The sequence below is a fragment of the Arthrobacter sp. NPDC056886 genome (genome assembly GCF_042788715.1).
GTDB lineage: Bacteria > Actinomycetota > Actinomycetes > Actinomycetales > Micrococcaceae > Arthrobacter.
In genome coordinates this window covers 323,927-350,556 of the sequence record NZ_JBHUBT010000001.1, presented here as the reverse complement: position 1 = coordinate 350,556, position 26,630 = coordinate 323,927, and the positions used below count along the sequence as shown (strand labels likewise).

Sequence of the window (26,630 nt, the reverse complement as noted above, 5' to 3'; positions counted from 1 at the left end):
CGCCGGCCCCGCCCCCCCCCCTCCCACCCCCCCTGCCACGGGGCGGGTCCCACGACACCCTGGGCGCCCCACCCCCCCCCCCCCCCCCCCCCCCCCCCCCCCCCCCCCCCCCCACGATTCCGACGATTTCGGCGCGCTAGAGGGTACGCGGCGCCCGGCGTCGGGCCGCCGCGCCCGGCCGCCCGAATGAGGGACCTGCCAAGCTAGTCTTCAACTAGCTGTACCTGCCGCTATCGCCCGGCCACACAGAAACCAGGCCACTCAGAAACCAGGCACCATGATCCGTACCCTCGAGGACCGCGACGCCGCTCCCACCTATCTCCTGAGGGGCGCCCTCCTGAGCGAGGGCGCCGTCACGCCGGACTCCGTGGTGGCGGTGAAAGAGGGCCGGATCGCCTACGCGGGGCCAGGCGGCGGCTTTGATGCCGGGCAGTTCCCGGGGGCAGAGGAGCTCCCGCTGCCGCACGGCAGTTCACTGCTTCCCGGGCTCGTTGACCTCCACTGCCATGGCGCCGCGGGCGGCGGATTCCCAACCGGGGATGACCGGGCCTGCCGGGAGGCGGTGAACTTCCTGCACCGCAACGGGACCACCACCTTGCTGGCCAGCCTGGTCACGGCCCCGGTCGATGAGCTGGCGCGGTCGTTCGGCGTGCTCAAGGTCCTGGCGGCTGAGGGACTGATCGCCGGCGTCCATTCCGAGGGGCCTTTCCTCTCCTCCGCCCGCTGCGGCGCGCAGAACCCCCGCTGGCTCCGGGACCCCGATGCTGAACTGCTCCGGCACCTGCTGGCGGCCGCCGGCGGAACCCTGCGGACCATGACTTACGCCCCCGAGCTGCCCGGCGCCAGTGAACTGCTCCGGATCCTCACGGACCACGGCGTCACCCCCTCGCTGGGCCACACCGACGCCGATGCCCGCGTGGCGGCCGCCTCGCTGGCGGAGGCCGCGGACCTCATCGGCAGGGCCGCGGCCGGAGGGGCCTTCGGGCCGCGGGCCCGGCCCACGGTGACCCATCTGTTCAACGGCATGCCTCCCCTGCACCACCGCAGTCCCGGACCGGTCGCCGCGTGCCTGCGGCTGGCGGCGGCCGGCACGGCGGTGGTCGAGCTCGTCGGCGACGGCGTCCACCTCGACCCGGAGACGGTCCGGATGGTGTTTGAACTGGTCGGAGCCGAGGGCATTGCGCTGGTGACGGACTCCATGGCGGCGACGGGGCTGTCCGACGGCGACTATGAACTCGGCAGCTCGGACGTTGTGGTGCACGACGGCGTGGCCACCCTGAGGAGCAACGGCGCCCTTGCCGGGGGCACGGCGACCCTACTGGAGGTTGTCCGCGCCACCATCGCAGCGGGCGTGAGCCCTGCCGATGCTGTCATGGCGGCGACCCTGGTCCCGGCCCGCGTTCTGGGCCTGGAAACAGAGATCGGCGGCCTCCGGACCGGAATGCGCGCCGACGTCATCGCCGTTGATCCGGGTTTCGAACTCGCGGCCGTCCTGCGCGGCGGACGGATCCTGAAGGGACATCGGCGCGCCGCGCTTTAGCACGCGAATCCGGTGGCGCCGGCGGCTCTTGCGGAAGTTTCGAGCCGTCCTGATTGTTGTTGTGGTTGTGGGCAAGAATTATCTCCGGAAAGGAGCCCGCCATGATCCGCGTCGCTATCGTGCTCGGGAGCACCCGGCCCGGCCGCCTCGGAAAGGCGGTCGCCGACTGGGTCAGTTCCCGGGCATCAGAACGCGGCGATGCCAGCTTTGTCGTCCTCGACGTCGCCGATTTCGATCTGCCGCTTCTCGACGAGCCGCTACCGCCATCCCTGGGCCGGTACAGCCTCGGGCACACCAGGGCCTGGTCCGAAGCTGTCGACGGATTCGACGGCTACATCTTCGTCACGGGCGAGTACAACCACTCGATCCCCGGGGCGCTGAAAAACGCCGTGGACTACCTCTACAAGGAGTGGAACAACAAGGCGGCCGGGTTTGTCAGCTACGGAAGCAGCGGCGGCATCCGGGCCGTGGAACACTTCCGCGGAGTTGCCGCAGAGCTGCAGATGGCGGACGTCCGGGCCCAGGTCGCCCTGCCCTTGGCCACAGAATTCGTGAACTACCGCGACTTCGTCCCGACGGAGGCAGCGGAGCAGAACCTACAGACCGTGTTTGACCAAGTGATCGCCTGGGCCGGCGCGCTGAAGATCCTCCGCCCGGACCACGCCCACGGAAAAGAGGACGCCAGCGCTGCCTAACTGCTGCCCTGGCGGAACGCGGCTTGCCGGGGCCCGCTTAGCGTTTCCGAGATCCGGCTAGGCCGGGGTTTCCGTTCTGCGCCGCCGCCGACGGACGGGAGGCGTGTCCGCCCCGTGCGGTGCCGCGGCATAGGGGCTGGGCTGGGGTTCTTTCTGGACTTGAACGGAATCGGGCACGAGGACATGGACCGTGCCGCCGGCGGATTCCCGTGTAGCTCCGCCCGCGACGCTCCGAAGATAGTCGAGGGCCCCCTCTTCACTGAGTCCGTACTCCCGCACCAGCGTCCGCAATGCCAGGCCGGCCAGCGCCCGGGAGAGCTGCGCCGAAGAGAGATCGGCGCTGCTCCCGGACCTCAGCGACAGCTGCTGGACCAAACGCAGTGCCCGGGACAGGTGGCGGGCCAGCCGAGCCGCTGCCGTGATGTCTTCACTGGTGAAGACGTGCGGCCAGGGCGCGTACAAGTTCACCGCGGCCTGAAATACCGATTGTGGGATCAGCGGAACGGACACGAGGGACTGGACCCCAAAGGCTGCTGCTGCGGCGGCGTACCCCGGCCAGCGGCGCTCCAGGGACGTGTCTCCCACAAACACAAATTCACCGCTCCGAACGGCGGTGCGGGCCGGCCCGTCGTCGAAGGATCGTTGCGCCTCATCCGCGGCCCGCGCCGGTGCACTGCCCGCGGTCAGGGTGAGGGCCTCTGCGGATCCGAGCAGGGTGATTGCCCAGCTGATCCCGCGGCCGGCACCACCGATGTCGTCGACAAACTCGCTCATGGCCTCGCTGAGGAAGGCACCGACATCCGGGTCGTTGAAGTGCAGCTCCCAGAAGGAGGCATGACGATCCGGCCGGCCGTCTCTTGCAGTTCCTAGGGTCATGTTCCACGCTCGAGATCAAAGCACGCAGCTCACTGTTGAACCGATGAAAACAGCATACGTCCGGGCGGACACCGCCGCGCCAACCGTCTGTCAGAGCCGGAGACCCTGCGGAAAACGCTGGGTCCCGGGGCGTTCCGGTGGACTGTTCCCGTGAGCCTGTCCCGGTGATCCGCGCCGGTGAACTTGTTCCGGTGATAGCGGTAAACCGCACCAGCCCCGCGGCGGCCCAGGGAGGTTCCAACGTCCCTCCCTGGACCGCCCGCCCCGGCTTCAACACCAGTCGCGGAGGACCCGCCCGCCGTGGCACAACCATTTATACCCGCGTTCGCCCGGTCCCAAAAGAGCCATTTGGCCCATCCAGACTGGCCTTGGATTTCCATTCATTTCACCCCCGGCGGATGAGGTCCGCGGCCGCGTTCAGGCAGACGATGGAGATGCCCGCCGATGCCCGATGCTCGGGGGCAGGCCCGCCTGGGAGAGGAGCTTCCAATGTCGAAACCGCACGCAATCCTCGTGGGATCCATCGCGCTCGGGGCCGCCGTCGCTCTGCTCACCGGATGCAGCCCAAGCAGCCCGCCGGCGGCCACTTTAAGCCCTACCGCAACCATCTCGAGCCCGCCTGCGAGCATGTTGCCGGTCTGCGCTGCTGCCGATGCCCATGCCGCGGCACTGAAAAATTTCAAGGACACGCTGAAGCCGGACGCCACGATCGAGGAGGTCCGCGCGGCCCAAGAACAAGTCTCCAAGACCTATGAAGAGCTGGCCAAGGCAAGCGAGAACCTCGCCCAACAGCGGGCGGAGGCCGTCAAAGCCGCTGAAGCCAAGTTCAACGCCGCAGTCGCCGCGGTTCCTGACACTGCCACCTTGAAGCAGGCAGCTGATTCCCTCCGGGACGAAGCCTCGAACGTCGAGGCCGCGGTCCGCGACCTCAGGACCGAGGTCAAGTGCTAGCTGGCATGCCCGGTGACGACGTTCGAGTGTCAGTCGCCTGTACGACGAAGTCAGTAAGGACGAGCTGAAGGGATTGAGCCCGGTGCAATACCGTACTCAATCCCTTCAGCTCCAGCTCCTAGGTGAGCAGGTCAGACGGTGGGCCGGGTCACTTCTTTTCAGGCAGGAACATTGCCTTTTCCAGCGGTGTCACAGTGAGTGATTTGAGCTGGGCGGTCCCGCCTTCTGCGAAGAGGGCCATCTTGTCGGCTCCGGCGTTGGGGAAGACCTGGTCGGTGATGGTCTTCAGACCGTCCTGGGCGAACACCTCTACTGATGAGCGGTCGAGGTAGATCCGTATGGTGAAGTTGCCCTTCTTGTCCAGGGTGACGGGCACGTTCTCGATGGAAGCGAACGTCGGGTGGAAAGCCGTGTTGCCGGAGTTGGTGCGGTCAAGGAAGAGCTTCTTGGTCGTGGCGTCGTACCCGATGACGGTGGATGATGTTCCATCCCCCAGCACGGTGATGCCGGATTTCTTGGCCGTGCCCGGAGCGATGGTGATGTCGACTCGTTGGACCTGACCGGAGGTGGCAGCGGGCAGTTGGGTTCTCCCCTCCGCGATCGGGATGCCCTTCGTTGTTGAATAGCTTGGCTTTTGGGCCAGCTTGTCGACCTGCTTGACGGCGCTTTGGGTGAGTCGGGGACCTTCCGGCGTCTGCGTCAGTTTCACTTCGCGCGGCAGTGCCATGGCGCTGCGCCACGGGTTGGTGGGGATGTTGTTGGCGTAGTCCCAGTTGTTCATCCAGCCCAGCATGACCCGTTTGTCTTCGGCCATATTGGCGAAGGACACGGCGGCGTAGTAGTCGCGGCCGTAGTCAAGCCAGTCATAGGACAGCAGTCGGGTTGTCGCTGCGGTGGAGCTCGCCATGAACTCGTCAGCGAGGATATGTCCCCAGCCGAATCGGTTGTTGTCGACGACTTTGATTTGTGCCTGTTGGCCAACGAATTCCTTGACATTCCATGACGCCCAGTCGAGCGTTTCACTGTCGTTTCCGGTGACCGTGCGGACCACCTGTCCGTTGACTACCAGGTTCACGGATTCTTCATCGGACCTGGGAACAGCGGCGGTGTCGGTGAGCATGACATGGTCAAGGGTCAGGTGTCCCCACCCACCGGTAGCCTGGTCGACGACCCGCAGCTGCGCATTCTGTCCCGCGAATTCGGAGACGTCCCAGCCCTTCCAGTTCAGGATTCCGGAATTATCTCCTGCCAGGGAGCGGACCACGCTGCCGTTGATGAGCAACTGGACGGCCAGGATCTGTCCGGAGTCCGCGGAGCGGTTGCCGCCGCCGACCAGCATGCTCATGAAATTCTTGGTGATGGGGAATTCCGGTGATGTCAGGGTGCCCTGCCGGTCATCGCCCGGTGCGGTGCCGGTCTCGAAGGTGTTGACCCGCTTGGTCCCGATGTAGAAGTCCCCGCCACTGGCGGAGGGCTGGAAATTGGGGGTGAGGTCGCCGGTTCCAGTCCAGCCGGCGTCGGAAAGTGTCGTCCCCTGGGGAACCTCGAAGCCGTCAAACTTGAGCTCCCCGTCGGGCGGGGTGTTATCCAGTTTGTCGGAGACCCGCGGGTGCTTGCCGCCGCCCACCAGGAAGTTCAGGTAGTCATCGGACACCGTAAAGGTTGGTGACTGCATGGACCCAAGCGGCCAGTCGCCGTCATTGAAGGAATTGATGAGGCCGATGGCGCCGAAACCGGTCACTGGGCTCTGTCCGGGAAGGGCGCCGGAGGCGGGGGTGTCACCGAAAGGGCCGTTCTTCCAGTTGCCCGGCTCGTTGTTCACAGTCCAGCCGCTATAGGTTCCGTCGTTGAACCCGGCCAGGGACGTGCCCGGAGGAAGCGCCGCGGCCGGTTTGGTGGTGTCGGAGGTGAAGGTGGTGCCATCGAAGTTTCCGACGAAGTACTGGCCCGCCGATCCGCTGGCCACTCCGCCGGGATTGATGTTCACGACCATGACCCATTTGACGTTGTTGGGGTCCCCGTCTACGGCAAGCGGGAACAGGTCCGGGCATTCCCACTGCCCGCCGGTGGCGTTGGCTGGACCGAATGCGCTCAGGGAAGTCCAGTTTTTGAGGTTGTCGGACTTGTAGAGGACCACCTTGTGCTCCTGTGCCTCGACCGCGGTCATCACCCAGTAGCCGCCGCCGGGTGTGTCGTACCAGATCACCTTCGGGTCGCGGAAGTTGGCCGAGTTCCTGTTCAGCACGGGATTGCCGGAGTACTTCGTCCAGGTCTGGCCGTCGTCCAGGCTGTAGGCCAGGGACTGCGCCTGCAGGCCGCGGTGCGGGGAGGCGTCCTTGTACGCGCTGGTGTAGATGGCCACTAGGGGCGGGTTCTCCGCAGTGCCGAAACCCGAGGAATTGTCCTTGTCCACCACGACGCTGCCGGAAAAGACGTCTTCCTGGTCATCGGTGGAGATGGCCAGGGGCTGCTCCTTCCAGTGGACAAGGTCTTTGGAGGTGGCGTGTCCCCAGGACATGTTCCCCCAGGTGTTGCCGGAGGGGTTGTGCTGGAAGAACAGGTGGTAGACGCCCTTGTGGAAAACCATTCCGTTGGGGTCGTTCATCCAGTTTTTTTCGGGCGTGAAATGGAGGGCCGGCCGGTAGGGTTCGTCCCCGGGGGTTGTGGCAGCCGACGCCGGCAGGGAACCTGCCAGCGCCGCGGCCAGCGTCAGTCCCGCGAGCGTCAGTGCAGAAACGGCATGCGTCCTGCGGGTAGTCGTTCTTTTCATCTGCTTGTTTCGCCCTTCATCGCGCGCGTCGTCAATAGACAACGTTGTCAGTGCGAAGGACGCTAAGTTATGTCCATCAGACAAGTCAACGGTTTGGCGATTCGGGCATGATGACGCCCGGCCACTACTCCAAGGGCAGGAGCCAGGTCAGCGCCGACCCGTCGCCCTCGATATGGCGGGCCAGTTCCTCATTAAATCGGAAGCCATAATCCGCCCGGATGTGTTCCTCGAACGCGGCTTCATCGCGATAAACCTCGAAGACAAAGTAATCCCTGGGATTCTCCTCCCGCGTGTACGGAAGGAAAAGAACGTTTCCTGGTTCCTGGCTGACGTTCTGGGTCAGTTCAAGCATCATTTCAGCAACGCGGGCTTCACTGCCGGGCTTGACGGTGAATTCGGCGTACAGGGTCTTGCTCATGGGTATCCCTTCCAAGTCAATCGGTTGTTTAGGCATGGACGGCCTCAGGATGGAGGACGGAGTTCGCCGGAGCCTCGTTGAATCAGCTCCGAGGGAACGACATACGTACGCGGAGGCTGCTTGTCGCCATCAATTCTGGCCAGCAGCCGCTCCGCTGCCAGCTTCCCGATCCGCTCGGGATGTTGGGCGATGACCGTGATGCCCGGATCCATCATGTCCGCCAGTGTGAAGTCATCGAAGCCCACCAGCGCAACGCGCCGCCTGGCACCCAACTCCTTCAGCGCGCGCATGACACCGAACGTGACAAGGTTCTGGCTGGAGAAGATGGCCGTTGGGGGGTCCTCGGCCGTGAGCAGTTCAAGCGCGGCCAGCCGTGCCGACTCCTCATCATGGAGTCCGTCGCGGACCGGAACAGTGGACGTTGGAATGCCGGCCCGGCCCAGTTCCTCGATGAATCCGCGCCGCCGCTCCCGGGCGGTCTGGATGTCCGTGCGGTCGCCCAGACAGGCGAGTTTGGTATGGCCGTGTGCCAGGAGGTGGGCCGCTGCCCTGGCGGCTCCGACAGCGTTGTCGGTCACCACGGCGTCCGCCTCGATGCCCACGGGTTCACGGTCAATGAACACCATGGGCAGGTCGCGGGAGTGTTCCGGAATGATGTAGGACTGGCTCCGCGCGATGGGGGTCAGGACAAGCCCGTCCACCCGCCGGCCGAGGAACGCGGCCACCAGCGCCTTTTCCCGTGCGGGGTCATCGTCGAGGCTGGCGGCGAAGACGGCCATGCCGCGGGCCGCAAGCGCGTCTTCCAGCGCCCGGTGGATCTCGCTGCTGAACGGGTTGGACACACTGGGCAGCAGGAGGCCGATCGAAAGCGTCTTCCGGCCGGTCCGCCGGAGACTCCCCGCCGCCATGTCCAGCTGGTAGTTGAGCTGCTGGGACGCGCCCAGCACGCGCTGGCGGGTGGCTTCGGAGACGCCTGGCTCGTCGTTCATTACGCGGGAAACCGTCTTGATACCCACTCCTGCCAGGGCCGCAACGTGGCGCATGGTGGGGCGGCTATTACCGGGGTCCGCTTGGTAACGATTAGACATCGTTGTCATAGCATCGTCCTTCATCATCGAATTTTCATTGACTCTACCTTGTGACGCTGGTTACATGATGCCTGACATCGTTGTCAGGCATCGGGAGGTGCCACGAAAACAGGAGATTCAATGTTGAGTTCCAAAGCCCCGCGCACCATCACCCGCCGCCTGACCGCCATGGGCGCAGTACTGACCCTCGGCACCCTCAGCCTCGCCGCCTGCGGCGGAACCCCCGCCGCCAGCCCCGCCAGCTCATCCGCCGAAAAGGTGGGTGTGTCCCTGATCGTGAAGACCACCACCAACCCCTTCTTCGTCTCGATGCAGGACGGCGCGAAGAAGGCAGCCGAGGCCGAGGGCGTGGACCTGAAGCTCGCAGCTGGCAAGGCTGACGGCGACGAAGACACCCAGATCCAGGCGATCGAGAACGCCATCTCAAAGGGCGACAAGGGCATCCTGATCACGCCCAACGGCCCGTCCGTGGTGGACGCGCTGAAGAAGGCAAGGGATGCAGGCCTCTTCGTCATCGCCCTGGACACGCCGCCGGACCCGGCGGACGCAGCCGACATCACGTTCGCCACCGACAACTTCGCCGCCGGCGAGCTGATCGGCAAGTGGACGGCGACCCAGCTGGGCGGGAAACAGGCGACGATTGCCCTCATCGACCTCTTTGACGACAAGGTTGTCTCGGTTGACTACAACCGCGACCAGGGCTTCCTCACGGGCCTCGGCATCGACACCGCGGACGCCAAGAAGAACGGCGACGAAGCCAAGACCGGCAAGTACACCGGCGGCAAGGGCGGCAGCTACGAGATCGTGGGCAGCCAGGCCTCCCAGGGCGCCGAGGACGGCGGGCGCACGGCCATGGAAACCCTCCTCGCCAAGAACCCGAACATCAACGTCGTCTACACCATCAACGAACCTGCTGCCGCGGGGGCCTTCGAGGCGCTGAAGGCCGCCGGCAAGGAAAAAGACGTCCTGATCGTCTCGGTAGACGGCGGCTGCACCGGCGTCAACAACGTCAAGTCCGGCGTCATCGGTGCCACCTCCCAGCAGTACCCGGTCAAGATGGCCGAACTGGGCGTCAAGGCAATCGTTGAACTCGCCAAGACGGGCAAGAAGCCGGCCAACTCCGCAGGATTGGACTTCTACAACACCGGCGTCGAACTCGTCACGGACAAGCCGGCCGACGGCGTCAAGAGCATCACCACCGCCGACGCCTCCGACATCTGCTGGGGAAAGTAACCCACCAAGATTCACTGCGGAGCGGGGAGGCCGCAGCTCGACTGTCGGCCTCCCCGCACTCCAGCCACCGAGCTAGGCCCGCCCTAGCAAACACCACGGAAGATCAGGATCAATTGTGACCCAGCAACAGATCGCCGGCCCGCCCAGCGCCGGGCATGCCGACCTGGCGGAGGAATTCCTTGACCGGCAGACACCGCTCAGCCGGATACGCAACATCCTCCACCGTTACCCCGCCGCCAGCCCCGCCCTCGTACTTTTCATCGCGGTGGTCGTGTTCGGCCTCCTCAATGACAGGTTCCTGCGGGTTGAAAACCTCTCCCTGATTACCCAGCAGGTCTCCGTCGTCGGCACCCTGGCCATCGCCCAGACCCTCATCATCCTCACCGCAGGCATCGACCTTTCCGTCGGGGCCGTCATGATCCTTTCATCGATGGTCATGGCCCAGCTCGCCGTCAACAACGGACTGCCCGCACCCGTCGCGCTGCTCACAGGCCTGCTCGTCGGACTCGCAGCCGGAGCACTCAACGGATTTCTGGTGACCCGGTTTCGGCTCCCGCCGTTCATCGTCACCCTCGGCACGCTGAATATCTTCATCGCCCTGACACTGCTCTACTCCAACGGCGCGACAGTGCGCGGCTCGGCCATGCCGGACCTGCTCACCTGGACCGGGACCACATTCCCGGTAGGCCCGGTCAGGATCTCCACCGGGGTCGTCGTGATGCTCGTGCTCTACATCGCTATCGCGTTCATCCTCGGCAAGACCGCATGGGGCAGGCACGTTTACGCCGTGGGCGATGACAAGGAGGCCGCCCGTCTGGCCGGCATCGCCGTCAACAAAGTCCTCATGAGCGTCTACCTCGCCGCCGGCGCTGTCCTGGCCGTCGGCGCCTGGATCCAGATCGGCCGCACCAACGCAGCCAGCCCCAACGCCGGCGTCGACCTGAACCTAGACTCCATCACCGCCGTCGTGATCGGCGGAACAAGCCTCTTTGGCGGACGCGGGTCCGTCTGGGGAACCCTCCTGGGCGCCCTGATCGTCGGCGTCTTCCGCAACGGACTCTCCCTCGCAGGCCTTGACGTGCTCTACCAGACACTCGCCGTGGGCGTCCTCATCATCCTCGCTGTGTCCATCGACCAGTGGATCCGAAAGGTGAAATCATGACCGCCACCCACCTAGAGCCGGCCGAAACCCAAGTACGCCAGCCCATCCTGCAGGCCCGGAACCTCGTCAAGACCTTCGGCCGCGTCGTAGGCCTGGACGGCGTCAGCCTGGACCTGTACCCGGGCGAAGTCCTGGCGATCATCGGCGACAACGGTGCAGGCAAGTCCACGCTGATCAAGTGCCTCACCGGTGCCGAGATTCCGGATACTGGCGAGCTGATGGTGTCCGGGCAGCCGGTCCATTTCAAGCGCCCCCAGGACGCCCGAGCCCACGGCATCGAAACGGTGTACCAGAACCTTGCCGTCTCGCCGGCCCTGGACGTCGCCTCCAACCTGTTCCTCGGCCGGGAAGAACGGCGTGCGGGCCTCCTCGGGAGTGTGTTCCGGATGCTCGACACCAAAGGCATGCGCACGAAGGCCAAACAGGAGCTGACCCGACTGGGAATCTCCACCCTCCAGGACGTCACAGTCCCGGTGGAGAACCTGTCCGGCGGCCAGCGCCAGGCTGTCGCCGTGGCCCGCGCCGCGGCGTTCGGTTCCAAGGTGGTCGTGCTGGACGAGCCGACGGCGGCACTCGGCGTCCGGGAATCGAACCAGGTCCTGCAGCTGGTCCGGGACCTCCGGGACCGGGGCCTGCCCGTCATCCTGATCAGCCACAACATGCCCCACGTGTTTGACGTGGCGGACAGGATCCACATCCAGCGTCTCGGCAAATGCGGGGCCACCATCACCCCGCAATCCCACACCATGACCGACGCGGTGGCGATCATGACCGGTGCCGCCACCGCCTGAACACTGGCTGCGCCGATATTCAGTCCGCGGACCCGGTTGCCGGTCCGCGGACTGAATTGGCTCTGAACAAGCCCGCCATCAGCTTCCCACGAGAGACACACCATGGATTACGTGAAAACAGCCCGGCCCGGCCCGCAGCATCCCCTCGACGTCATGGTCGTAGGCGAAGCTCTGATCGACGTGGTCACAACGTCACACGACACAGTCGAACACCCCGGCGGCTCACCGGCCAACGTCGCCTACGGGCTCGGACGCCTTGGCGTAACAACAGGCCTGCTCACGGCCATTGCCCCGGACGCGCGGGGAGACTCTATCGAAAATCATCTCCGCAGCGCGGGAGTCATACTTCTGCCCGGATCAAAATCCCTCACCCGGACAGCATCGGCAACAGCAACCCTGGAACCGGACGGCTCCGCCAGGTACGACTTCGACATCACCTGGGACCTTGCCCTAGTAGCCCCCGCCTGCGTCCCCAAAATACTGCACACCGGTTCCATCGCCACTTTTCTCAAGCCCGGTGCTGGCGCCGTGAGATCAATGCTCGAACAGGCGCACAGAGACTGCATGATCACCTACGATCCCAACATCAGGCCAGCCCTGCTCGGCAGCCACGCAGAAGCGAAAGCCACCTTCGAAGAGCTCGTGCCACTAACCGACGTCGTCAAACTCAGCGACGAAGACGCCCAATGGCTGTACCCCCAAAAAAGCCTGGACGAAACCGCAGCCCACATCCTCGGTTTGGGCACCGGACTCACCGTCATTACCAAGGGCGCAGAAGGCTCACAATTCACCACGCCCACCGCTAACATCAGGATTCCTGCCGTGAAGTCCAGCGTTGCCGACACCATCGGCGCCGGGGACTCATTCATGTCCGCCCTGATTCTGGGCTTTCTCACCCGAGGAACCGAAGGCTTCGCCCCAGCTGTCTTGGAGCAGCTTGGACACACCGCTGCCGCAGCCGCGGCCATTACCGTTCAGCGCCCGGGAGCGAACCCCCCGACGCTGGAAGAACTCAACTTCGCCGTCGAAGCCCGGCCCTTAGCCCAATACGCCGGTTCCTGAGCGCCACGCTCGGGCGCCGCGCGCGGCGAGCCGCCGACGCCTCACCGGGTTAGTTGAGGCCGAACCGGGGCCCGCATTTCGCGGGGACTGGCGGGGTATCTGTGGTGATTGGGCTTGGTTGACGACGGCGGGACCTCCCGCCGTCGCCCGTTGCGTTCTGTCAGGCGTCGTCGTGCGCGAGGCTGCTTGAGAGCCCGCGGTGCGCGTCGGCCTGGTCCTGGAGCGCCTTGGCCCGGGTCTCGAAGATGCCGACCGCGTCTGCCCCGGCGGCAAAGCGCAGCGGCGGCTCGTCCAGTTCGGCCAGATGGATCAGGGCGTCGGCGAGCTTGGCCGGATCCCCGCCCTGCTGTCCGTCCATGCTTTGCCAGGCGGCGATGGTTTGGCGCGTGCGCTCGGCGTAGTCGTCAATGGTGGGTTCCGCGTAGCGCGTGGATTCCCGGGTGAGCAGTTCAGTACGGAAGAACCCCGGCTCAACGATCATGCTGCGGATGCCGAACGGGGCGACCTCCGGTGCCAGAGACTCCGCCCACCCCTCCACACCGAACTTCGATGCAGCGTAGGCGCTGAGGAACTCCCCGCCTGCGATGCCGGCGGTGGAGGAGATGGTGACGACCAGCCCCGAGCGCTGGGCCCGCATGACCGGCAGGGCCGCGCGGGTGACGTTCATGGGCCCGAACATGGTGGTCTCGATCTGCGCCCGGAAGTCCTCCGGGGTGATTTCCTCGAAGAACCCGGCATAGAAGTTGCCGGCGTTGTTGATGAGAACGTCGATCCGGCCAAACCGGTCGACGGCGGCCTGCACGGCCGCTTCCGCCGCGGCGGGGTCGGTTACGTCGAGCTTCACTGCCAACAGGTCCTCGCTCTCGCCCACGGCCTGGGCAACCTTTTCCGGGTTGCGTCCGGTGGCGACCACCGCGTGGCCGGCGGCCAGAGCCGCCTTCGCGATGTCAGTCCCCATACCGCGGCCAGCGCCGGTGATGAACCAGACCTTCTTCTCGGGCATGTTTTCCTTCTGTTGAGTCGGGTGATGCTGTTCATTCATGTGGTGCTGTTCAGTCATGTGTTTGTTCTGTCTTTCTTGAATTGCGGGCCCCTGGCTGCTCGTGGGAGCGCGTTTCGGGGACGGTGGATCCGCCGGCAGGACTGCCGGTGGTAGTTGTTTCGGGAGGCGATGCCGCCCAGCTGGCGAGGAACGCCAGCGCGTTTTCGGACGCAGAACCGGGCTCTGCCGTGAAGGTGAACAGGGTCTGTCCCTCATCGCCGGGAAGGGTCAGCGTCTCGAACTGCAGGGACAAGTCCCCGGCGACGGGGTGGTGGAAGCGCTTAGTCCCCGTGGTGTGGATCCGCACGTCGTGCCCAGCCCATAGCGCGGCGAAGAGCCCGCTGCGTGTGGTCAGCTCCCCCACCAGCTCGTTCAGGGCCCGGTCGTGCGGGTTCCGCCCCGCTTCCAACCGCAGCATCGCGACCGTGGTAGCCGCGATCGCGCGCCAATCCGGGTAGAGATCTGCCGCGCCCGGATCGAGGAAGAGGTAGCGCGCCTGGTTCGGCAACCGCCCCGGTGTGTCCGGGCCCGGCTGCACGGCGGAGTTGAACACCTCCGCGTACAGCGCGCGGCCCAACAGGTTCGCGGCCAGCACGTCCGAACGGCTGTTCTGCACCAGGGCCACCACTCCGGTCATGCCATCCAGGAGTCGCAGCACCCCTGGACGGACCCGCTGCTGCGGCGGCCGGCGGGACGCCCGACGCGACGGGGTGCTGGCCGTCCGGGCCAGGTCCATCAGGTGCGCCCGCTCGGCGTCGTCAAGCTGAAGTGCAGAAGCGACAGCCTCGAGCACGGCGCCCGAGACGCCGCGCAATTTGCCCCGTTCCAGCCGCGTGTAGTAGTCCGTGCTCACCCCGGCGAGCTGCGCCACTTCCTCACGGCGCAGGCCCGGCACACGGCGCAGCTCCCCGTAATTGGGGATGCCGGCCTGCTTCGGGCTGATCTTCGCGCGTCGCGAGATCAGGAACTCACGGATTTCGTCTCTTCTGTCCACGTCCACCACGCTACGCAGGCCGGAGGTGCAGTGGCAGTGTCTATCAGACACCCCCAATCCGCTTTGAAACCCGGCCCGCTGGACACGGCGCCGTAACCCAATCGGACGCCTTTCGTTGACAAGTGCAAAACGTTTTGTGTAGCGTAGCTCACACCAGAAACAAAACGTTTTGCAAAGGGAAGTCAATGACGACAAGAGTGGGAATACGCGACGTGGCCAAGGCCGCCGGGGTCTCAGTGACCACGGTGTCGCACGCCCTCAACGACGCCACGAGTTTCCGGGTGAAGGCAGCAACGCAGCAACATGTCCGGGACGTGGCCAGGGATCTTGGGTATGCCCCGAACAAGATGGCCAGCGGACTGCGCAACCAGCGCTCCCAGATCCTGGGCCTGGTCAGTGACGAAATCACTACCACCCCCTTTGCGGGAGCCATGATCCGCGGCGCACAGGACGCTGCCTACGACCGCGGCTATGTGGTCATGGTGGTCAATTCTGGCCTGGACAGCGAGCTTGAAAACCGTGAAATCAACATGCTCCGGCAGCACCAGGTGGACGGGGTGGTCTATGCCCGGATGTACCACCAAAGTGTCCAGGTCCCCGCGGAACTTGAAGGCCTTCCCACCGTGCTGTTGGATGCCGTCAGTGACGACAGGTCCATTTCCTCGGTTATCCCCGACGAGGTGGGCGCTGCCGAAACGGCTGTTGAAGCAATCATCCAGGCGGGACACACCCGGATCGGGATGATCAACAACATGGACGACATCCCCGCGACGCACGGCCGCAGGGAGGGCTTCCTCAAGGCTCTCCGGCGGCACGGGCTGCAGCACGACCCCCGCCATTTCGTGATCGGTCAGGCCGGAACCCCCGGAGGCCGTGAGGCCGGGCTGGGCCTTCTCGGTCAGCCCGACCGTCCCACAGCCCTGTTCTGCTTCAGTGACAGGGTTGCCATGGGCGTTTACCAAGCGGCCACTGCATTGGGACTGCGCATTCCGGAGGACGTTTCCATTGTGGGGATCGACAATCTCGAAATCATCGCAGACGCCCTGTGGCCGGGGCTCACTACCGTCGCCCTCCCCCACTACGAAATGGGCCGTTGGGCGGTCGACCGGATCCTGGACGACATTGAGAATCCGGATGCACCCGCCGTCCAGACGCAACTGGAGTGCCCCCTGATTGAGCGGGGGTCGCTCGGCCCGCCGCCAAGTTAGCTGATCGCTGGCCGGTTAGCTGACCGCCGGCAACAAACCGCCATCACCAAACCGCCATCACCAAACCGTTCCACCGCCCGGGACCGCACAAAAAGGGACGCAGCCGTTGCACCGGCCGCGTCCCGCCGGACCCGGGACAATCCCCCATGCAAAAATTCGGCAGAAAGATTGACCATGAACAAGCGATTCACCCGGATCCTAGCCACCAGTGTAGCTGCGGCGGCACTCATCGGCTCCCTGGGCGCCTGCGGAAAAGGCAGCGCCTCTGCCTCGCCCGAGGGCTCCAACGAGATCACCATGTGGACCCACAACGCGGGCAACCCCGAAGAGCTGGCTGCAATTGAAAAGATCGTGGACTCCTACAACAAGAGCGCCGGCGCCAAGGCCAAGATCAAGGTCCAGGCGTTCCCGCAGGACTCCTACAACGACTCTGTGGTCTCGGCCGCGGCCTCCGGGAAGCTCCCCTGCATCGTTGACATCGATGGCCCCAATGTTCCCAACTGGGCCTGGGCGAAGTATCTGACACCGCTGAAGCTCGAGGCCGATGTTTCCAAGAACCTGCCGAGCACGGTGGCCAAGTGGGAGGGTGAGACCTACGCCGTGGGCACCTATGACGTCGCCCTGGCGATGCTCGCCCGCGCTTCGGACCTCAAGGCGGCGGGTGTCCGCGTCGCCACGCTTGAGAAGCCGTGGACCAAGGCCGAGTTCCAAGACGCGCTGACCAAACTCAAGGCGCTGGGCAAGTGGGAGTACCCGCTGGACATGGGTACCGCCGGAACCGGCGAATGGCTGCCGTACGCCTACTCCCCGTTCCTGCAGTCCTTCGGCGGAGACCTGATCAACCGCGACGGGTTCCAGTCCGCAGACGGCGCCCTCAACGGCGACAAGGCCGTCGAATGGGCCCAGTGGTTCCGCGGCCTTGCCGACCAGGGATTCATGGCCAAGAAGAGCGGCAAAGACTCCACCCAGGACTTCCTCAACAACAAGAGCGGCATCCTCTACACCGGCTCTTGGGCTGCAGACAAAGCACGCGCTGCGGTGGGTGCGGACCTCGTGGTCATGCCGTCAGTGGACCTCGGGAACGGTCCCAAGATCGGCGGCGCCTCCTGGCAGTGGGGCGTGACCAGCGGCTGCGGCAACTCCGCGGCAGCCATGGACTACCTCTCCTACTCACTCAAGCCGGAAAACCTGGCCGCAGTGGCGAAGGCGACCGGCACCATCCCGGCCACCGATGAAGCGGCCGCGCTCCTCCCCGAATATGCGAAGGGCGGCACCAACCGGATCTTCATGGAGCTTTCCCGCAACTACGCGGTGATGCGTCCTGAAACCCCTGCTTACCCCTTCATCGCCACCGAATACGGCAAGGCTGTTCAGGACATCCTCGCCGGCGCCGACCCCAAGACGGCGCTGGACAAGTCGGTCAAGGCCATCGACGCCAACATCAAGTCCAACGGCGGCTACAAGAACTAGCCGGCTGCCAGTGGTACGAGGACGGCGGCGCCACAACCGCCGCCGTCGTCGTACCTCCGGCCCTGACTGTCGACGGAGAAACCCATGACAACCACCCAGCTTCCCTCCACCGGCCGCCGCCTGGCGGACCCGGCCCCGGCCCCGGCCGCACCGCCCCGCAAACCGCGCCGCCGGACGCGCCACCTGCGCGAACAGATCAGCGGGTGGGGAATGATCGCCCCGGCCGCGATCCTCCTGCTTGCCTTCGTCTTCCTCCCGGCGATCCTGGGCTTCGGCCTGGCGTTTACCAACGCCCGGCTGGTTTCCCCGCGGCCGGTGGAGTTCGTCGGCACGGACAACTTCGCGCGGCTCTTCGCGGATCCCACGTTTTGGCGGTCGCTGCTGAACGTCAGCTATTTTGCCGTTGTGGTGGTGCCCGTCCAGTCCGGCATCGCCCTGGCGATGGCCCTCCTGATCAACAAGAAGTTCCGCGGCGTGAACTTCTTCCGCACCATCTACTTCCTTCCCGTGGTCACTTCCATGGTGGTGGTGTCCCTGCTGTGGCTGTTCATGTACCGCAAGGACGGCCTGATTAACGAGATGCTGTCGGCGGCCAGCTTCGGCCTGATCAGCGGGCCGGACTGGCTCAATGATCCCGCCACAGCCATGCCGGCTATCATCGCCCTGTCCATCTGGCAGGCGGCCGGTTTCCACATGATCATCTGGCTCGCAGGCCTGCAGAGCATCTCAGGCGAACTGTACGAGGCCGCCCAGCTCGACGGGGCCAGCCGCTGGCACCAGTTCCGCTACGTGACCTGGCCCGGCCTCAAACACACCCGCACCCTGGTCCTGGTGACCATCACCATCCAGGCGCTGGGGCTCTTCGACCAGGTCAGCGTCATGACCCAGGGCGGGCCCCTCGATTCCACCACCACCATCATTTACGAGGCGGTCCGCTCCGGCTTCAAGCAGCAGGAAACCTCCTACGCCTCGGCCATCTCGCTCGTATTCTTCGTCCTCGTGCTGCTGATCTCCGCAGTGCAGCGCTACCTGACCCGAGAGAAGGACTGACGTGAAACAGACGCCCAATTCCAAAGGTCTCAGCAGCGCAGCGACCATGGCGGTCCGCATCCTGTTCGCCGCCGCCGCCGGCTTCCCCATCGTGTTCATGATGGTGTCCTCCCTCAAACCGGACCAGCAGATCTTCGGTGACATGTCCTCGGTGGCAGCGTTCCTGCCGATCGGCAACATCTCGCTGGACAACTACACAGCCGTGTTCGACCGGGTCCCCGCCGCCCGCTTCCTGATCAACTCCATCGGCATTTCCGCGGTAACGGTGGTGCTCGGCATCTTCATCAACAGCCTCTGCGCGTTTGCCTTGTCCCGCATGGAGGTTCGCGGCAAGCGCGTGGTGTTCACCGCGATCCTCGCCACCCTCATCGTGCCTTTTCAGACGCTGGCACTGCCGCTGGTGTGGTGGGTCAACCAGCTTCCGTACTTTGAGCTCAACGGCTTCAGCCTCGAGATCTCGAAGGGCTGGCTGGACACCTACCAGGTCCAGATCATCCCCTTCATCGCCAACGCGTTCTCCATCTACCTGTACCACCAGTACTTCGAGTCCATCCCGAAGGAACTGGACGAGGCCGCCCGGATCGACGGCGCCGGCTGGTTCGGCATCTACCGGCGGGTGGTCATGCCCCTCGCGGGACCGGCCACCGCCACCGTTGCCATTCTGACCTTCCTGCCCGCCTGGAACTCCTACCTGTGGCCGCTCATGGTGGTCCAGTCCGAGGAGCTCCGCCCGGTGATGATCGGCATCCAGTACTTCTTCCAGCTCAACGTCTCCTGGGGCGAGGTGATGGCTTACGCGTCCCTCATCACCGTTCCCGTGGTGGTCCTTTTCGTCGCGTTCCAGCGTTCCTTCATCAACAGCATCGCCTCCAGCGGCGTCAAGGGCTGACCGGCCTCCTCACGCGAAAGCCTACAAACACCCTCATGAAAACAATCACCGAGCTCGACTGCCAGTACCGGCCCAAGTGGCACTACTCCGCGGAGCGCAACTGGCTCAACGACCCCAACGGGCTGGTCTACTCCAACGGCACTTACCACCTCTTCTACCAGCACAACCCGCACGGCACTGAGTGGGGCAACATGTCCTGGGGCCACGCCACGTCCACAGACTTGCAGCACTGGGAGGAGCACCCCGTTGCCATCGAGTGCGATGAGCAGGAGGCCATCTTTTCCGGCTCCGCAGTGGTGGATTTCCATAACACCAGCGGTTTCGGAAGCGGCGGAACACCGCCGCTTGTGGCCATCTACACCAGTGCGTATTCGCCCACATCGCCGCTCGCCGGACGGCAGGCACAGTCTCTCGCCTACAGCACGGACGACGGCGCCACCTGGACCAAGTACGCCGGGAACCCGGTGCTTGACCGGGCGTCCGCGGACTTCCGGGACCCCAAGGTCTTCTGGCACGACGGTGACGCCGGCAGCTACTGGGTGATGGTCGCCGTCGAGGCCCTCAGCCACGAGGTGGTTCTCTACAAGTCGGCGGACCTGTTGTCCTGGGAGTACCTGAGCACGTTCGGCCCTGCGAATGCTACGGGAGGGGTGTGGGAGTGCCCGGACCTGTTTGAACTGCCGGTGGACGGCGATGCATCAAACACCCGGTGGGTCATGGTGGTAAATCTCAGCCCCGGCGGTGTCGCCGGCGGTTCCGGCGGCCAGTACTTCATCGGAACGTTCGACGGCGTGACGTTCCGATCCGAAACCACCGTCACCGAAGGCGTGCAGGCCGGCGACAGCCGGATGCTCGAGTACGGATGGCTGGACTGGGGGCGGGACTACTACGCTGCCGTATCCTTCAGCAATGTTCCGTACGGCCGGCGGCTCATGATCGGCTGGATGAACAACTGGCAGTACGCCGCCGCAACACCCTCAGAGGGCTGGCGCAGCGCGATGTCCCTTGTCCGCGAAGTCAGGCTGGTGTCCCGTGGCGGCCGCCCCGTGCTAGTGCAGGAGGCGGTGGACCCGTTCGGCCACCTCGGTACAGAGCTGTTCAGCCTGGATCAGCAGCCGTTGGCGGAAGGCGTGACCTGGCTTCCAGCCGGGGCCTGCGGTGATGTGCTGCGGATCGATGCGGAGTTCGAGCCGGGCGCTGCCAGCAGGGTAGGCCTCGTGCTGCGGGCAGGCAGCGAATCTGGCGATGCATCCGGCTCCAGGTCCGGGCCCGGAGCCGGGGCGCGCACAGTCCTGGCTTACGACTGCCTCACGGCGGAGCTCAGCCTGGACCGGACCGAATCCGGCAACGTGCGGTTCCACGAGGCATTCCCGTCAGTCGAGCGCGTTGCCGTGCCGTTGGAGGACGGCCGGCTACGGCTCCGGGTCTTCCTGGACCGCTGCTCCGTCGAGGTCTTCGCGCAGGACGGCCTGGCGACCATCACGGATCTGGTGTTTCCGGCACACTCCGGCAACGCTGTCGGACTGCTGGCAGAAGGGGACGGCGGCACCCTGTCGAGTTTCGCCGTCGTCGGTTGAGCCCGGCGCGGGCGCGCAGGAGTTCCGAACACCCTCGACTGTGACCCCTGCCGACCAGTAGAGTTCCCGAATCTGTTCCGGACACTTCTGGGGGCCATCGTGCTTAAGGGATTCAGCAGGATGACAGGTGCTGTGGCGGGGCTGGTGCTTTCGCTCGGCATGATCGCACCGTCGGTGACGGCAGTGGCCGCGGTGGGTTACGACTTCGATTCTGCCGCCAGCCTGCAGGTGGTGGTCAACAAGCACCGGCAGCTGAACCCCGCGGCGTATGTGCCGGGACAGCTGGTCAGAGTCCAGGGGGAACGATTGCGGTCGCAGGCCGCGGACGCCTACAAGCAGTTTGCCAAAGCCGCCAAGGCGGGCGGCGTGAACGTCATGCCGATCAGCGGCTACCGTTCGTTCAGCGACCAGGCCAGCCTCTATGACAGCTACGTGCGCCAGTACGGACAGGCGACGGCGGATACCCTTGCGGCCAGGCCCGGCTACAGCGAGCACCAGACCGGCCTGGCGATGGACATCGGCAATGCCAGCGGAGTCTGCGCCCTGCAGGCCTGCTTCGCAAATACCCCGGCAGGGCAGTGGGCGGCTAAGCATGGCTGGGAGTACGGATTCATCATCCGATATCCAGCCGGGGCCCAGGCCACTACCGGCTACACCTACGAGCCATGGCATCTGCGCTATGTGGGACGGGCCATCGCCGAGGAAATGCAGGCAAAGCCGGCCCAGTTCCCCACCCTTGAGGACTACTTCGGCCTGGAAGCGGCCCCGGATTACCTCTAATAAAGGGTTCTCTTCCGCGTCCTGCCGTCGTTTGGACGGCAGGCCTGGTGAACCCTGCCCGCCACCCTGACTTCAGAGCAAATCGACAAGCTCCCCGAACACGGGGCCAATGAGGGACACCAGCGGGAGGTCATTCGAACCCAGCACGGGTCGCGTCGTCCAGAGGGCTCCACCAGGTCAGCGGCGGCGTGACGGTGAAGCGGCGGCCGGTGACGGACGTCGGAACGATCCGGACGAAGTGGTCTTTGCGGCCGGCTTCCCAGGGAAAGAGGAACAGCCCAACGGTGTCGAGGACATCTTCGACCAGACTTATCGCGGTGGCTTGTCCTTTCACCACCACGCTCCACGCGACGCCGGACTCCGCATCGACACCGTCAGCTTCGAGCGCAACGGGGGTCTCGCCCAATGCGGCCTGAAGTTTGGTTCCTTCTCCTGTTCGGAAGACCAAGGTTCCGTGATCGACCTTGTAGTTGATGGGGAAGATGTCAGGATGGTCTCCCATCCAGACGGCGAGATGGCCCACCGATACGCGACGCAACAGGTCCCAGCACTGGTGGGATTCGAGAACTTCCGTCTCTGGTGCTGATGGTTTATCGGTCATGTTGCCGACGATACGCCCGGGGCCTCCCCCTGGATAGGGACATTCCGGGGATGGGTTAGGGCTGGGCGGCATCAAAGGAGCGGTAGTCCGCACGACCTCCTGTTGCTTCGGCTTCGCGCGCCTTGACCAGGATGAACTCCCTGTCCTCGTCGGTGAGCACGGCTTCGCCATGCATGTCGACGTCGGCGTTTTCGCTCGTTTCCTTATTGAAAATTGCCGTCAGGGTGCGGGGCAGGACCATGCATCCTGGGTTGTCCATCAGCCACTGCTGGGTGGTCGGATCGAGCCGGTTCCACTGTTCCTTGATGTGCATTTTAGTCACTGCTGCCTCTCAGGCATCGGTTCAACGAACCTGGCGGGCTCTTGCTGACAGGGGAATGCGTGCGATGCCATCGGGCTGACCGGATACGGACCGTCGATGCTGGCAACCCTATGTGTTCCGGGGCCGATTGAACCGTCCGTCAACACGGCAAATCCTAAGAAATCGCAGCCCCGTACCGGTGGAACCCCTCCCCGGCGAGGTGTTGCTCCACCGGTCAGTGTGTGGAGGCCAACCGCCTGTAGCTCAACGACTTCATCGTCAGCGTGCCCCCGGCCGTGACGGCTTCTATGCTCGGCGTTCCCGGGGTGGGGAAAACGAGTGACGTCATGGTCTTTTCCCCGCCGTTGATGAAGACCTCCACCGAGCTGTAGTCGACGAAGATCGATAGCTCGACTTTCCCGTCGCGCGCCGGGCTGACTGTCCGCCGCGGTGCCCGGTAGTCCGGACTGAGGTCGGCTTTGCCGGTGGCGGCGGCATCAGCCTCTCGGGTGATAAATGCCGACTCGTCGGCAAAGTCATATCCCACCGTCGCGAATGTTCGCCCGTCGCTTCCGAGCTCAATCCTCGCTTCGGATCCGTCGTCCGCCGCCGTCCGCTCAAGAGTCACATCGAGCCGGTACGCCCCGCCTTCCGGAGCCGGCAACTGTCCTGCGCCATCCCGCGTCATTCGGCGTTCCCCCGTTGTTGCCACCGGGCCTTCTATGGACTGCATGGCGGCGGAGGGGCTCGACACCAGGGTCGGCTTTCCCGCGACTGTTTCCAGCCGGATGTCGCGGACCATGGAGTCGGCGCCGCCGTGCCAGTCCTCGGTGGGCAACTGACGGGCGTAGGCCCAGTTGTTCATCCACCCGATGGCGTGCCGGGAGGACATCCGCTGACTTTCGGTGAGTCTCGGATCGTCCCACGTCACGGCTGCGTAGAAGTCGGGGCCGGCGTCGAGCCACTGGTGCGGCCCGCCGGACGGGGTGAAGCGGGTTCCGTCCCACTCTCCGGTCCAGTAGGCAACGCCCGTGGTGAATCCCTCTTCACTCCCGTTGGCGCTGGCCGCAAGGACCCAGGTCCGTTTGGATGGATCACCGTCGAGATCCAGCTGGAAGAGATCCGGGCATTCGAGGGTGCCAAGACCGGTGCGTTCGACGCCCGAGGCGTAGCGCCAGTTCTTCAGGTCCGGCGAGGTATACATGCCGATTTTGTCGCCTTCGGCCAGTGCCATCACCCATTGGCGGTGGGCGTCATCGCGGATGATCTTGGGATCCCGCCAGTTCGGTTCGCCGGGGTTTTCCATGACCGGATTCTGCGCATACGCGGTGAAGGAGTATCCGTTGTCGGTGGAATAGAACAGGGATTGCCGCTGGATGTCCTGGTCCTGTTGCGTCATGACCGCGATGACGGCTCCTTTGCCAAAGCCGGCCGAGTTGTCGTGATCCACAACGGCACTTCCGGTCTCGATGTCGCCCAGCCCGTTTTTGTACTTGGCGATCGCCACCCCCTCGTCCTTCCAGTGCACCAGGTCGGTGCTGGTCAGGTGGTACCACTCGGTGCCGTTTTCCGTCGGGTACCCGGCGTTGTAGAGGTAGTAGTAGTGCCACACCCCGTCCAGCAGGAACGGGCGCTGCGGATCATTCATCCAGTTCTTCGCGGGCGTGATGTGATAGCTCGGCCGGAACTCGGATGCCCCCTCGGGCCGATCGAAGGCTGAAGGCGCCGGCGCGGCCAGGCTTTGCTCGGCCGGGTTCTGGGCGCCCGGACCGGGGCCCGCTGCAGGGACCAGCGCCACCGCGATCAGAACAGCCGCTGCCGCCAGCACAATCCAGATCGTCCGGCGGCTCGGCATTCCGGAAGGGAACAACTCTGCGGCCTGTCTGCCGATCAGCCTGGCGAGGGAAACCGCGGGTCGCCACTGCGGTGGCTGCCGGCGTCGAAATGGATTCAATTTTTCAGCCTCAGCGGACGTACGAGGTTTTCCATGATTCAACATTCTTGGTTCTTGTGGAAGCCATCCCCCCATCTATGGCCTGCATGTGAGGACGGAAGCGCCCGGAATTCCGGGCGCTTCCGCCTCATGACTGCCTGCTGACTACTTGTACAGGCCGGCACCGCCGACCTTGAGGTTCGTGGGCAGGTACCCGAACGGACCCAGTCCGTTCTGGCCGAAGGTGCGGTCAACTGCCGAAACTCCGTTGCGGAAGTTGATCTTCACTGTGGGCGAGAGTGAACCGCCGCGGACACCGTTCACGTTGTCAATGAAGGACTGCACCAGCCCGCCAGGCTGGACGTAGTGCGAGTACGCCTGGAACTGACGGCCGTTCTGGCGAGGATCCGGCCCTTCGGGTGCATTGGCTGGCATGTTCAGGTCCGTGGGGGATGCCAGAGTCAGGCCGCTGTTGTTCATGGGCTGGTAGTCGGAACGGACGCCGTCGCCCACAAAGCCGTAGACGCCGTCGGGTCCGCGCATTCCATCCGCGTAGGTGAACTGGTGGCTGATGGTGAACAGGTAGTACTTGTTCTTGCCGCCCTCGTTCTGGATGAAAATCTGGGGGCGCTCGGTCTGGTCGTTCACGCAGTTGGCGGACAGGACCGGCGGCAGGAAGTGCCACTTTGTGAGGTCCTTGTTGTCCGCCACGGCCAGGCCCACGTTGGCGGTCTGGAACCATGAACCGGTGCTGTTGACCTGCTCAAGTGTCTCGGCATTCGGGTCCCCCGGCTGGTAGCCCAGGTCCTCGTTCTTGCACTTGTAGTCGCCCCGTTTGCCGCCGGTGTTGCCTTCGAAGACCATGAAGGTCTTACCCGGGTGGGCCGGGTCTGCGAACGTGTACGGGTCGCGGAAGGCGAAGCCCGGGTTCTGGGCCTTGTTCTGGTACAGGACGCCGTCCGGCTCAAGGAGCTTGGTGTGTTCGAAACCGTCGAAGCTCACACCGTTCTTGTCAGCGTGGATGTTGCCCAGCGCCTTGGCAATCACGGCGTCCGGGGCAATTCCGCCCCCGCCGGCGTTGCGCTCGGCAACGTCGAAGAACGTGGTCGCCGTGTAGAAGACGTTGACGTGGTTCCCCTGCATGAGACGGGTGGAACCGGACCATTCGGTGTTACCGATGGAGGTGTTGGGCAGGAAGAGGTGCCCGCCGTAGTTCCACTTGTCCTTGGCCGGGTCGGCGTTGGTCTTGCGGAAGAAATAGCCGATCCGGGCGTTCCAGTGCCGCTGGTCGAAGCCGTAGCCGGCGTGGCGGTCGGCAACGAGCGAGAAGATGACGTCCCAGCCCTTGTAGCTGATCTGGTTTGCCTTCTCGTCGGTCAGGGACCAGGTGTCCCAAACCCACACGTCGTCGTTCATGGCCGGGAAGTCCTGCGGGATCTCCGGCATGGTGACGTTCGGGCTCATGGAGTTCTGGCCCGGTGCCCCGGTGGTGCTGCTCTGGGCCATGATCTGTTTGGCATCCGCACGCGTCCATTTGGAGGTGAAGGCCGCGGCCGGATCGAACGACTGCTGGGTGTGCTTCGTGGGCAGGGGGAAGCCGGGCGTCGGAGCCGGCATCTGACCGCCGCTCGGCGGATCGGAAGGCGCGTTTGCCTGCGCCGACGGGACAGAAAGGAAGACGGAGGCCGCCACGGCCGCCGCCAGTGCCGCGGCGACAGAACGCCGCCGCAGCTTCCGGGGTGTATTGGGGTGCTCGTGCATTTTTGCTCTTCTCGCGGAGTGAGACCATTCGTGGAAGACGGGCGTGTGCCCTCTTTCCCCGAAACTCCGACGGCCCCGCTGACACCGCAGGCGTCATCGAGGACGCCATTGTGTCGAGGGGGCGGGACCTCGGTAGGGCCCCGCCTGATGGCCCGGGAGGGTGCTGATTTCCCGGACGTTCATCACCGTAGACAGTGCTGTGGAGGATTCAAAACCACATTTCCGGCACTAAACAGGCTCAGAACGCACCGAATGTAAGCGCTTGCACATCATCTCCGCGCGCGTGCCACGACTCGAATATTGAGTCAAATGTGTCAAAAAAATATGCTTTATTTTTCCACGTCGTCGGCTGTTTGCCCCGCTTGCCGCCCTGTAGTCGTCCCCCGTTTAGCCCACCACGGCGGACCGGCCATAACGACTCAGAGCCCTCGGCCTAGG

At 64.8% G+C, this 26,630-nt stretch carries 23 protein-coding genes; 13 read left to right on the top strand and 10 right to left on the bottom strand.

Annotation, left to right across the window (positions count from 1 at the left end; translation table 11 throughout):
- Positions 1–277 precede the first annotated feature (277 nt).
- Positions 278–1,540 carry an N-acetylglucosamine-6-phosphate deacetylase gene (locus tag ACFRJ8_RS01700; RefSeq protein ID WP_377984414.1) on the top strand — a complete coding sequence of 421 codons (1,263 nt, stop codon included), beginning with the start codon at positions 278–280 and terminating at the stop codon, positions 1,538–1,540.
- A 101-nt stretch (positions 1,541–1,641) separates the two neighbouring features.
- Positions 1,642–2,235, top strand: coding sequence for an NADPH-dependent FMN reductase (locus tag ACFRJ8_RS01695; RefSeq protein ID WP_377984413.1), 594 nt, complete (start codon positions 1,642–1,644; stop codon positions 2,233–2,235).
- Positions 2,236–2,292: 57 nt separating this feature from the next.
- Here ACFRJ8_RS01695 and ACFRJ8_RS01690 read toward each other — a convergent pair whose 3' ends face one another.
- Positions 2,293–3,111 carry a GAF domain-containing protein gene (locus ACFRJ8_RS01690; RefSeq protein WP_377984412.1) on the bottom strand — a complete coding sequence of 273 codons (819 nt, stop codon included), beginning with the start codon at positions 3,109–3,111 and terminating at the stop codon, positions 2,293–2,295.
- Positions 3,112–3,600: 489 nt separating this feature from the next.
- Between ACFRJ8_RS01690 and ACFRJ8_RS01685 the strand changes: the two genes are divergently transcribed.
- The gene (locus ACFRJ8_RS01685; RefSeq protein WP_377984411.1) at positions 3,601–4,062 is read left to right on the top strand and encodes a hypothetical protein; all 462 of its coding nucleotides are present in this window, start codon (positions 3,601–3,603) and stop codon (positions 4,060–4,062) included.
- A 148-nt stretch (positions 4,063–4,210) separates the two neighbouring features.
- Here the strand turns inward: ACFRJ8_RS01685 and ACFRJ8_RS01680 are convergent, their stop codons facing one another.
- The 3 genes from ACFRJ8_RS01680 to ACFRJ8_RS01670 all read right to left on the bottom strand — a co-directional run bounded on the left by ACFRJ8_RS01680 (position 4,211) and on the right by ACFRJ8_RS01670 (position 8,293).
- On the bottom strand, positions 4,211–6,832 hold the full coding sequence (locus tag ACFRJ8_RS01680; protein ID WP_377984410.1) for a GH32 C-terminal domain-containing protein: 2,622 nt from the start codon (positions 6,830–6,832) through the stop codon (positions 4,211–4,213).
- 124 nt (positions 6,833–6,956) lie between these two features.
- Positions 6,957–7,250 (bottom strand): putative quinol monooxygenase, encoded by a 294-nt coding sequence (locus tag ACFRJ8_RS01675; protein WP_377984409.1) that lies wholly within the window; start codon positions 7,248–7,250, stop codon positions 6,957–6,959.
- A gap of 44 nt (positions 7,251–7,294) precedes the next feature.
- Positions 7,295–8,293, bottom strand: a complete 999-nt coding sequence (locus tag ACFRJ8_RS01670) for a LacI family DNA-binding transcriptional regulator (protein ID WP_377984680.1) — start codon at positions 8,291–8,293, stop codon at positions 7,295–7,297.
- Positions 8,294–8,458: 165 nt separating this feature from the next.
- On the opposite strand from ACFRJ8_RS01670, the gene ACFRJ8_RS01665 reads away from it, so the two are divergent.
- The 4 genes from ACFRJ8_RS01665 (at position 8,459) to ACFRJ8_RS01650 (ending at position 12,586) form a co-directional block, all read left to right on the top strand.
- Positions 8,459–9,571, top strand: coding sequence for a substrate-binding domain-containing protein (locus tag ACFRJ8_RS01665; RefSeq protein ID WP_377984408.1), 1,113 nt, complete (start codon positions 8,459–8,461; stop codon positions 9,569–9,571).
- A 115-nt stretch (positions 9,572–9,686) separates the two neighbouring features.
- The gene (locus tag ACFRJ8_RS01660) at positions 9,687–10,733 is read left to right on the top strand and encodes an ABC transporter permease (RefSeq protein WP_377984407.1); all 1,047 of its coding nucleotides are present in this window, start codon (positions 9,687–9,689) and stop codon (positions 10,731–10,733) included.
- Entirely contained in the window at positions 10,730–11,524 is a 795-nt protein-coding gene (locus ACFRJ8_RS01655) for an ATP-binding cassette domain-containing protein (RefSeq protein WP_377984406.1), read from the top strand. Before ACFRJ8_RS01660 ends, ACFRJ8_RS01655 begins: the two co-directional genes overlap by 4 nt.
- A gap of 102 nt (positions 11,525–11,626) precedes the next feature.
- Positions 11,627–12,586 carry a carbohydrate kinase gene (locus ACFRJ8_RS01650; protein ID WP_377984405.1) on the top strand — a complete coding sequence of 320 codons (960 nt, stop codon included), beginning with the start codon at positions 11,627–11,629 and terminating at the stop codon, positions 12,584–12,586.
- Positions 12,587–12,746: 160 nt separating this feature from the next.
- Here the strand turns inward: ACFRJ8_RS01650 and ACFRJ8_RS01645 are convergent, their stop codons facing one another.
- Entirely contained in the window at positions 12,747–13,646 is a 900-nt protein-coding gene (locus ACFRJ8_RS01645; RefSeq protein ID WP_377984404.1) for an SDR family oxidoreductase, read from the bottom strand.
- Entirely contained in the window at positions 13,639–14,622 is a 984-nt protein-coding gene (locus tag ACFRJ8_RS01640; protein WP_377984403.1) for a helix-turn-helix transcriptional regulator, read from the bottom strand. The genes ACFRJ8_RS01645 and ACFRJ8_RS01640 overlap by 8 nt, the downstream gene beginning before the upstream one ends.
- A gap of 185 nt (positions 14,623–14,807) precedes the next feature.
- Here ACFRJ8_RS01640 and ACFRJ8_RS01635 point away from each other — a divergent pair, with 185 nt between their 5' ends.
- From ACFRJ8_RS01635 to ACFRJ8_RS01610, 6 genes are all read left to right on the top strand, one after another.
- A complete protein-coding gene (locus ACFRJ8_RS01635) occupies positions 14,808–15,830 on the top strand; it encodes a LacI family DNA-binding transcriptional regulator (RefSeq protein ID WP_377984402.1) in 1,023 nt (340 codons plus the stop codon).
- Between the two features lie 174 nt (positions 15,831–16,004).
- Positions 16,005–17,300, top strand: a complete 1,296-nt coding sequence (locus ACFRJ8_RS01630) for an extracellular solute-binding protein (RefSeq protein WP_377984401.1) — start codon at positions 16,005–16,007, stop codon at positions 17,298–17,300.
- A gap of 84 nt (positions 17,301–17,384) precedes the next feature.
- A complete protein-coding gene (locus ACFRJ8_RS01625; protein ID WP_377984400.1) occupies positions 17,385–18,350 on the top strand; it encodes a carbohydrate ABC transporter permease in 966 nt (321 codons plus the stop codon).
- A gap of 46 nt (positions 18,351–18,396) precedes the next feature.
- Positions 18,397–19,239 (top strand): carbohydrate ABC transporter permease, encoded by an 843-nt coding sequence (locus ACFRJ8_RS01620; RefSeq protein WP_377984679.1) that lies wholly within the window; start codon positions 18,397–18,399, stop codon positions 19,237–19,239.
- Between the two features lie 35 nt (positions 19,240–19,274).
- The gene (locus ACFRJ8_RS01615) at positions 19,275–20,816 is read left to right on the top strand and encodes a glycoside hydrolase family 32 protein (RefSeq protein WP_377984399.1); all 1,542 of its coding nucleotides are present in this window, start codon (positions 19,275–19,277) and stop codon (positions 20,814–20,816) included.
- Positions 20,817–20,936: 120 nt separating this feature from the next.
- Positions 20,937–21,596, top strand: a complete 660-nt coding sequence (locus ACFRJ8_RS01610; protein ID WP_377984398.1) for a D-alanyl-D-alanine carboxypeptidase family protein — start codon at positions 20,937–20,939, stop codon at positions 21,594–21,596.
- Positions 21,597–21,726: 130 nt separating this feature from the next.
- Here the strand turns inward: ACFRJ8_RS01610 and ACFRJ8_RS01605 are convergent, their stop codons facing one another.
- From ACFRJ8_RS01605 to ACFRJ8_RS01590, 4 genes are all read right to left on the bottom strand, one after another.
- A complete protein-coding gene (locus ACFRJ8_RS01605; RefSeq protein WP_277525102.1) occupies positions 21,727–22,197 on the bottom strand; it encodes a pyridoxamine 5'-phosphate oxidase family protein in 471 nt (156 codons plus the stop codon).
- Between the two features lie 55 nt (positions 22,198–22,252).
- Positions 22,253–22,510, bottom strand: coding sequence for a hypothetical protein (locus ACFRJ8_RS01600; protein ID WP_377984678.1), 258 nt, complete (start codon positions 22,508–22,510; stop codon positions 22,253–22,255).
- A 223-nt stretch (positions 22,511–22,733) separates the two neighbouring features.
- Complete coding sequence (locus ACFRJ8_RS01595) at positions 22,734–24,353, bottom strand: glycoside hydrolase family 32 protein (protein WP_377984397.1); 1,620 nt, start codon at positions 24,351–24,353, stop codon at positions 22,734–22,736.
- A 243-nt stretch (positions 24,354–24,596) separates the two neighbouring features.
- On the bottom strand, positions 24,597–26,192 hold the full coding sequence (locus ACFRJ8_RS01590; protein ID WP_377984396.1) for a glycoside hydrolase family 68 protein: 1,596 nt from the start codon (positions 26,190–26,192) through the stop codon (positions 24,597–24,599).
- Between the last annotated feature and the right edge of the window lie 438 nt (positions 26,193–26,630).

What these genes read in the sequence shown, in the direction of transcription:
- ACFRJ8_RS01700 (WP_377984414.1), top strand. Translation starts at nt 278, where the DNA reads ATGATCCGTACCCTCGAGGACCGCGACGCCGCTCCCACCTATCTCCTG.
- ACFRJ8_RS01695 (WP_377984413.1), top strand. Translation starts at nt 1,642, where the DNA reads ATGATCCGCGTCGCTATCGTGCTCGGGAGCACCCGGCCCGGCCGCCTC.
- ACFRJ8_RS01690 (WP_377984412.1), bottom strand. Translation starts at nt 3,111, where the DNA reads ATGACCCTAGGAACTGCAAGAGACGGCCGGCCGGATCGTCATGCCTCC.
- ACFRJ8_RS01685 (WP_377984411.1), top strand. Translation starts at nt 3,601, where the DNA reads ATGTCGAAACCGCACGCAATCCTCGTGGGATCCATCGCGCTCGGGGCC.
- ACFRJ8_RS01680 (WP_377984410.1), bottom strand. Translation starts at nt 6,832, where the DNA reads ATGAAAAGAACGACTACCCGCAGGACGCATGCCGTTTCTGCACTGACG.
- ACFRJ8_RS01675 (WP_377984409.1), bottom strand. Translation starts at nt 7,250, where the DNA reads ATGAGCAAGACCCTGTACGCCGAATTCACCGTCAAGCCCGGCAGTGAA.
- ACFRJ8_RS01670 (WP_377984680.1), bottom strand. Translation starts at nt 8,293, where the DNA reads ATGCGCCACGTTGCGGCCCTGGCAGGAGTGGGTATCAAGACGGTTTCC.
- ACFRJ8_RS01665 (WP_377984408.1), top strand. Translation starts at nt 8,459, where the DNA reads ATGTTGAGTTCCAAAGCCCCGCGCACCATCACCCGCCGCCTGACCGCC.
- ACFRJ8_RS01655 (WP_377984406.1), top strand. Translation starts at nt 10,730, where the DNA reads ATGACCGCCACCCACCTAGAGCCGGCCGAAACCCAAGTACGCCAGCCC.
- ACFRJ8_RS01650 (WP_377984405.1), top strand. Translation starts at nt 11,627, where the DNA reads ATGGATTACGTGAAAACAGCCCGGCCCGGCCCGCAGCATCCCCTCGAC.
- ACFRJ8_RS01645 (WP_377984404.1), bottom strand. Translation starts at nt 13,646, where the DNA reads ATGACTGAACAGCACCACATGAATGAACAGCATCACCCGACTCAACAG.
- ACFRJ8_RS01635 (WP_377984402.1), top strand. Translation starts at nt 14,808, where the DNA reads ATGACGACAAGAGTGGGAATACGCGACGTGGCCAAGGCCGCCGGGGTC.
- ACFRJ8_RS01630 (WP_377984401.1), top strand. Translation starts at nt 16,005, where the DNA reads ATGAACAAGCGATTCACCCGGATCCTAGCCACCAGTGTAGCTGCGGCG.
- ACFRJ8_RS01625 (WP_377984400.1), top strand. Translation starts at nt 17,385, where the DNA reads ATGACAACCACCCAGCTTCCCTCCACCGGCCGCCGCCTGGCGGACCCG.
- ACFRJ8_RS01620 (WP_377984679.1), top strand. Translation starts at nt 18,397, where the DNA reads ATGGCGGTCCGCATCCTGTTCGCCGCCGCCGCCGGCTTCCCCATCGTG.
- ACFRJ8_RS01615 (WP_377984399.1), top strand. Translation starts at nt 19,275, where the DNA reads ATGAAAACAATCACCGAGCTCGACTGCCAGTACCGGCCCAAGTGGCAC.
- ACFRJ8_RS01610 (WP_377984398.1), top strand. Translation starts at nt 20,937, where the DNA reads ATGACAGGTGCTGTGGCGGGGCTGGTGCTTTCGCTCGGCATGATCGCA.
- ACFRJ8_RS01605 (WP_277525102.1), bottom strand. Translation starts at nt 22,197, where the DNA reads ATGACCGATAAACCATCAGCACCAGAGACGGAAGTTCTCGAATCCCAC.
- ACFRJ8_RS01600 (WP_377984678.1), bottom strand. Translation starts at nt 22,510, where the DNA reads ATGCACATCAAGGAACAGTGGAACCGGCTCGATCCGACCACCCAGCAG.
- ACFRJ8_RS01595 (WP_377984397.1), bottom strand. Translation starts at nt 24,353, where the DNA reads ATGCCGAGCCGCCGGACGATCTGGATTGTGCTGGCGGCAGCGGCTGTT.
- ACFRJ8_RS01590 (WP_377984396.1), bottom strand. Translation starts at nt 26,192, where the DNA reads ATGCACGAGCACCCCAATACACCCCGGAAGCTGCGGCGGCGTTCTGTC.